Here is a 6,535-nt window from a genome sequence, read left to right as displayed (position 1 = left end):
GGCGCGGGGTCGCTTGGAAGCCACGGCCGCGGCAGGCATGAAGGAACGAACCCCTGGGATCGAAAGTCCGGGCGTGCCTTACAGGACGAGGATGGCTTCGACTTCGAACTGCGCGCCCTTGGGCAGGCTGGCCACGCCGATGGTCGAACGCGCCGGGAACGGCTGCGGGATGATTTCGGCCATGATGGAGTTGGCGGCGGTGAACTTGCCAAGGTCGGTCAGGAACAGCGTCAGCTTGACGACATTGTCGAGCGTGCCGCCGGCAGCGGTGATCACGGCCTGCATGTTGGCGAAAGCCTGGCGCACTTGCGCGTCGAAGTTTTCGGAAACCAGATCGCCAGTGCCCGGCTCCAGGCCGATCTGGCCAGAGAGGTAGACAGTCTTGGTGCCGCTAACGGCAACCGCTTGCGAGTAAGGGCCGACGGCGGCGGGCGCGGCGTCGGTATGGATGATTTGCTTGCTCATGGGCGGAATCCTTCAGGTGACGGATAGAAGCTACAACTATCGGAGTTTAAACAGCAATAGACTTTCGCGAAAGTGGCCGGATGACGCAGGGATGCCCTCTTTCCGCGTTTCACGAGTCTGCCTGATGCCCAGCGCCGCCGATATCGCCCCGATGCGCGATCAGCAACGCATACAGCGCCTGCGCGGCCACCGACAGGGTGCGGCCCTTGCGTTGAACCAGATACAGCGGGCGGGTCAGCGCGCGGCCGGCCAGCGGCACCACGCGCAGGTCGTCACTGCGGAAATGAAACAGCGTCATGGCCGGCACGACCGAGACGCCCAAGCCCGCCCGCACCAGTCCGGTCACGGTGGCCAGGTGTTCGACTTCGAACACGGGCGGCGGCGCATCGGCGCCCAACGCCTCGTCCAGATGTTTGCGCACACTGCTGCCACGCGCAAGTTGAATAACGGGATGGCGCACGACGTCGCGCAGCCTTACGTGGCTTTGCGCGGCCAGCGGATGGTCGGCCCGGCAGACCAGGAAATAGCGGTCGGCGTGCAGAAACTCGCTGTCCAGGTCCGTCATGTCCGCGCGGCGGGACGCCACGGCGAAATCGACCTGACCGCTTTGCACCATGTCCAGGCAGGGGTCCAGCAACCCGTCGCGCAAGTCCAGCACGATGCCGGGATGTTCCTGGCTGAAGCGGGCCAGCAGGCCGGGCAGCCAGCCGGCCGCAAGCGACGGCAGCGCGGCCAGCGCCACCCGGCCGCGGCGACGGGCGGCGTGGTCGCGCAGGTCTTCCATGACCAGGTCCATATCCGCCAACAGGCGACGCGCGGAGGCGTCCAGCACCCGGCCTTCGGCCGTGAGTTCGACATGCCGCGTGTTGCGGTCGAAGAGCCTTAGGCCGGCGCTGTCTTCCAGCGAACGGATCAACGCGCTGAACGCGGGTTGCGTCAGGTGGCAACGCTGGGCCGCCCGCGTGAAATGCCGTTCGTCCGCCAGCGCGACGAACGCACGCAATTGCCGGGCAGATAAATTCATGGCTTTTTTCTATTAATTGATCTGATCTTTCTATTTTACTGATTAAGGTCGTGTGCCTATAGTGAGCCCGACGCTCACCTTGGTTCGACTGGACCCCATATGCCTCAATCTCCCTTGCTCATCGGCTGCGCCTCCGGATTTTCCGGTGATCGTAGCGACGGCGCCGCCGCCGTGGTGCGCACGCTGGCCGCCCGGGGCGGCGGCACGTTGATTTTCGAAACGCTGGCCGAACGCACGCTTGCGCTGGCCCAACTGGCACGCAACGAAGACCCCAGCCGCGGCTACGAGCCGCTGCTGGACGAACTGGTTTCGCCAATACTGGCGGACTGCCTGCGCCACGGCATTCGCATCGTCAGCAATTTTGGCGCTGCCAACCCGCAAGCCGCGGCCCGGCGCATTGCCGCGATTGCCCGTGAGCAAGGCCTTCCCGTCCCACGCATCGCGGTAGTGCATGGTGACGCCCTGGACACGGCGGCGCAGCGTGCCTTGTTGCGGGAACGTCTGGGTGCGGCGCTGGCGGGCCACGAGATCGTCAGCGCCACCGTCTATCTGGGTGCGACGGAAATCGCGCAGGCCCTGTCCGCGGGCGCGCAGATTGTCGTCGCGGGCCGTGTGGCGGACCCTTCGCTGACGCTGGGCCCCGCCATGGCGCACTTCGGCTGGGATGCGGCGGACTGGCCCCGCCTGGGCCGCGCCACGATGGCCGGCCACATGCTGGAATGCGGCCTGCAGGTCACGGGCGGCTACTTCTGCGTGCCCGGCCTGAAAGAAGTGCCGGATGTGCATGCGGCGGGTTTCCCCATTGCCGAAATCCATGCCGACGGCGAATTCGTCATCGGCAAGGCCGCCGAGACCGGCGGCGCGGTGGACGCCCGCACCGTGAAGGAACAGTTGCTGTATGAAGTCCATGATCCCGCGCGCTACCTTACGCCCGATGTCGTCGCCGACCTGAGCCAGGCGCGCGTGGTCGAACTGGGCGACAACCGCGTGGCCGTGCACGGCGTCACCGGTCATGCGCGCCCATCCGAATTGAAAGTTAACGTCTGCTATCGCGGCGGCTGGCTGGCCGAAGCCGAGATCTCGTACGCCGGCGTGCAAGCCGAAGCGCGCGCGCGGCTTGCGGCGGATATCGTCCAGAAGCGCTTGGGCGCCGCCTTCAAGCTGCGCGCCGACCTGATCGGCGCCATCAGCATCCTGGGGGACGACGCAGGTGAGATGCGCCGCGCGCAGCCCGACACACTGGCGCGCGATGTACGGCTGCGACTGGCCGGTGAACACGCCGACCGCGCCCAGGCCGAACGCATTCTGCGCGAAGTGACCGCGCTATACACCTGCGGCCCGGCCGGTGGCGGCGGCGTCCGCACCGCGCTGCGGCCGCGCCTGAACATGGTGTCCTGCACCATTGCCCGCGATGCCGTCGAAAGCGGCTGGAACTTCCTGGAGGACATCACCCCATGACCCGCAACACCGACACGCAGTCCGTGCCGCTGTACCGGCTGGGCCACAGCCGCTCGGGCGACAAAGGCGACATCTCGAACCTGAGCCTGATCGCCTGGGACCCCGAATGCTACGCGGTGCTGGCCGCGCAGGTCACCGAAGCCCGCGTGGCGGCGTGGTTCGCGTACCGGCACCCTACCCGCGTCACCCGCTACCTTCTACCCACGCTGCACGCCATGAATTTCGTGCTGGAAGGCGTGCTGGACGGCGGCGTGAACGACGCGCTGAACCTGGACACGCACGGCAAAAGCCTGTCCTTCCGATTGCTGGACCTGACGGTGGAGGTGGGCGCAGACCTGGCCCGCCGGCTGCCAGACATACCCGGCGACCGTCCCGCGGCCGCCTGCCCTTGCCATCCCCCCTATAAAAAAACACCACAGGAGACACACGACATGCGCATTTCATCCAAAGGCCGACTGGCCCTGCTGCTGGCGGCTGCCCTGCCGCTGACCGCACTGGCCCAGAGCTTTCCGGCCAAACCCATCACGTTCATCGTGCCGTTCGCCGCCGGCAGTGCAACCGACCAGATCGGCCGCGCCATCGGCCAAGGCGTCACGGAACAGACCGGGCAAGCCGTCGTGATCGAAAACAAGCCCGGCGCCAGCGCCATGATCGGCGCCGCCGCCGGGGCCCGCGCCGCGCCGGACGGCTATACGGTGCTGATCACCACCAACACCACCCACGCCGCCAACGAGCACTTGTACAAGTCGTTGACCTACCAGCCCGTGAAGGACTTCGCACCGATCTCGCTGTTAGGCAAGGGCGGCCAGATCATGGTGGTGAACCCGAACTCGCCGGCCAAGACCGTGGGCGAGTTCCTGGCGCAAGCCAAGCAATCGCCGGGCAAGCTGAGTTTCGGCAGCGGCAGCTCCAGCAGCCGTATCGCGGGCGAATTGCTCCAGCAGATGGCCGGCGTGCAGCTGCTGCATGTGCCATACAAGAGCAATCCGCTGGCCGTGACCGACCTGCTGGGCGGGCAGATCGACATGATGATCACCGACGCCGCAACCGGCCTGCCCCAGGTCAAGTCCGGCAAGCTGCGTGCGCTGGGCGTGACGGGCCTGGCGCGTTCGCCGCTGGCGCCCGACGTGCCCACGATCGCCGAAGCCGGCGTGCCAAACTACGAGATGGGCTACTGGTTCGCGGCCTATGCGCCCGCCGGCACGCCGCCCGACGTGATCAAGCGCCTGAACGAACTGCTGGTCAACGCAAGCAAGACCAAGCCTGCCCAACAGTTCTATGCGCAGACCGGCACGGAGCCCGTCACCTCCACGCCAAGCGAACTGGCCGCATTTCAGCAGGCGGAATCGAAGAAATGGGGCGACATCATCAAGAAGGCCGGGATCCAGCCCGAGTAAGCCGAAATCAAGCAGGACGCCCTTCCCCGAATGCAAAAAACCCATCGCTTGCGATGGGTTTTTTGTTGCTGACGTGCCTTTGTGGCTTATTTGTCGACGAAAGCGCGTTCCACCACGTAGTCGCCTGGCTGGCCCACGCCCGGCGACACGACGAAGCCGCGTTTGTCGAGCATGGCGCTGATATCGGCCAACATATGCGGGCTACCGCAAATCATGGCGCGATCGGTTTCCGGGTTGATTTGCGGAATGCCGATGTCTTCGCACAGCTTGCCGTTTTCCATCAGTTCAGTGATACGGCCCTGATTGCGGAACGGTTCGCGCGTGACGGTCGGGTAGTACACGAGCTTGTCACGAACGACATCGCCGAAGAATTCGTTGTTCGGCAGTTCTTTTTCGATGAAGTCCGCGTAGGCCAGTTCGCTGACCCAACGCACGCCATGGACAAGGATGACCTTGTCGAAACGTTCGTAGATGTCGGGGTCTTTGATGATGCTCATGAAAGGCGCCAGGCCCGTGCCGGTGCCAAACAGGAACAGGTGCTTGCCCGGCTTCAGGTCGTCGACCACCAGCGTGCCCACCGGCTTGCGGCTGACCAGGATGGTGTCGCCCTCTTTCAAGTGCTGCAGCCGCGACGTGAGCGGGCCGTTCTGCACCTTGATGCTGAGGAATTCGAGGTTTTCTTCGTAGTTTGCGCTGGCGATGCTGTAGGCCCGCAGCAGCGGCTTGCCTTCAACTTCCAGACCGATCATGACGAAGTGGCCGTTGTGGAACCGCAAGGCCGCGTCACGCGTCGTGGTAAAGGAAAACAGGGTGTCGTTCCAGTGGTGCACGCTAAGTACGCGCTCAGTATTGAAAGCAGCCATGTCGTAGTCGGAAATATTAGGGTTAGCCCTATTCTACAGGGTCTCGATAGGAATTGCTCTCATTATTCCGTAATACGCTTATGCCGTATTGATAGGGATCAAGCGTTGGATCCTATGCCTTACGAGCAGTTGAACGGTCTTTCGCTTCCTGTTATCGTCGCGTTCTCAGTTGATAATCGTTTTCGTTAGCAGACTGTTTTAAGCATCGGGAAGCCTTGCATTTCGCGGCTATTCCCCGTTGCAGCCCTAGCCGGAGTTCCCGACATGACCAAGCGTCCCCAATTGAATTCGCTGCTTCGCGCCCTGGCGCTGGCCGGCGCCGCCGCCTTCACTGTTTCGGCCAACGCCGCTGAAGAAGTCAGCCTGTACACCACCCGGGAACCCAAACTGATCCAGCCGTTGCTGGATGCTTTCACGAAGGAAAGCGGCATTAAGGTCAATACCGTCTTCGTCAAGGATGGGCTGCTGGAACGCGTCAAGGCGGAAGGCGCCAAGTCGCCTGCCGACGTGCTGATGACCGTGGACATCGGCAACCTGCTGGACCTGGTGGACGGCGGCGTCACGCAAGCAATCAAGTCCCAGACGCTGGAATCGGTGATTCCCGCCAACCTGCGCGGCGCCGACGGCAAGTGGTTTGCGCTGTCGCTGCGCGACCGCGTGCTGTACGTCGAAAAAGACCTGAAGCTGGAATCGTTCCGCTACGAAGACCTGGCCGACCCGAAGTGGAAGGGCAAGGTCTGCATCCGTTCGGGCCAACACCCCTACAACACCGCCATGGTCGCGTCGATGATCGCGCATGACGGCGCGGAAGCGACTGAAAAGTGGCTGCGCGGCGTCAAGGCCAATCTGGCGCGCAAGGCCGCCGGCGGCGACCGCGACGTGGCGCGCGACATCCTGGGCGGCATCTGCGACATCGGCCTGGCCAATGCGTACTACGTGGGTCACATGAAGAACGCCGAACCGGGCACCGACAGCCGCAAGTGGGGCGACGCCATCAAGGTCATCCGCCCGACGTTCGCCAACGAGAAAAGCGGCGGCACGCACGTGAACGTCAGCGGCGCAGCCGTTGCCGCGCATGCGCCGCACAAGGCCAACGCGATCAAGCTGCTGGACTTCCTGGTGTCCGAACCCGCCCAGGCGCTGTATGCCCAGGCGAACTACGAGTATCCCGTTCGCAAGGGCGTGAAGCTGGACCCCGTGATCGCCAGCTTCGGCGAATTGAAGGTGGATCCGCTGCCCTTGACCGAAATCGCCAAACACCGCAAGCAAGCCAGCGAACTGGTGGACAAGGTCGGTTTCGACAACTGATAAGCCCCCGGCCGCCACGC

At 64.1% G+C, this 6,535-nt stretch carries 6 protein-coding genes and 1 pseudogene; 4 read left to right on the top strand and 3 right to left on the bottom strand.

All coding sequences use genetic code 11. The features are described 5' to 3' along the window. Positions 1-78: 78 nt before the first annotated feature. Both ACE039_RS18050 and ACE039_RS18045 read right to left on the bottom strand, forming a co-directional pair. Positions 79-465 carry a Rid family detoxifying hydrolase gene (locus ACE039_RS18050; protein ID WP_105558228.1) on the bottom strand — a complete coding sequence of 129 codons (387 nt, stop codon included), beginning with the start codon at positions 463-465 and terminating at the stop codon, positions 79-81. 109 nt (positions 466-574) lie between these two features. Further along, complete coding sequence (locus ACE039_RS18045) at positions 575-1,489, bottom strand: LysR family transcriptional regulator (protein ID WP_105558229.1); 915 nt, start codon at positions 1,487-1,489, stop codon at positions 575-577. 99 nt (positions 1,490-1,588) lie between these two features. Here ACE039_RS18045 and ACE039_RS18040 point away from each other — a divergent pair, with 99 nt between their 5' ends. The 3 genes and pseudogenes from ACE039_RS18040 (at position 1,589) to ACE039_RS18030 (ending at position 4,344) form a co-directional block, all read left to right on the top strand. Continuing rightward, the gene (locus ACE039_RS18040; protein ID WP_485822964.1) at positions 1,589-2,947 is read left to right on the top strand and encodes an acyclic terpene utilization AtuA family protein; all 1,359 of its coding nucleotides are present in this window, start codon (positions 1,589-1,591) and stop codon (positions 2,945-2,947) included. Beyond that, positions 2,944-3,255 (top strand): annotated as a pseudogene (locus ACE039_RS18035) (AtuA-related protein); the annotation flags it as partial. The gene ACE039_RS18040 and the pseudogene ACE039_RS18035, both read left to right, overlap by 4 nt. Before the next feature lie 123 nt (positions 3,256-3,378). Further along, on the top strand, positions 3,379-4,344 hold the full coding sequence (locus ACE039_RS18030) for a Bug family tripartite tricarboxylate transporter substrate binding protein (RefSeq protein ID WP_448708753.1): 966 nt from the start codon (positions 3,379-3,381) through the stop codon (positions 4,342-4,344). An 86-nt stretch (positions 4,345-4,430) separates the two neighbouring features. Here ACE039_RS18030 and ACE039_RS18025 read toward each other — a convergent pair whose 3' ends face one another. Then, positions 4,431-5,207, bottom strand: coding sequence for a ferredoxin--NADP reductase (locus ACE039_RS18025; RefSeq protein ID WP_006222211.1), 777 nt, complete (start codon positions 5,205-5,207; stop codon positions 4,431-4,433). A gap of 264 nt (positions 5,208-5,471) precedes the next feature. Here ACE039_RS18025 and ACE039_RS18020 point away from each other — a divergent pair, with 264 nt between their 5' ends. Then, positions 5,472-6,515, top strand: coding sequence for a Fe(3+) ABC transporter substrate-binding protein (locus tag ACE039_RS18020; protein WP_105558234.1), 1,044 nt, complete (start codon positions 5,472-5,474; stop codon positions 6,513-6,515). Positions 6,516-6,535: the final 20 nt, after the last annotated feature.

Source organism: Achromobacter maghribensis (assembly GCF_057334215.1).
The sequence above is the reverse complement of the archived record's forward strand: the minus strand, read 5'-3'. Positions and strand labels throughout refer to the sequence as shown.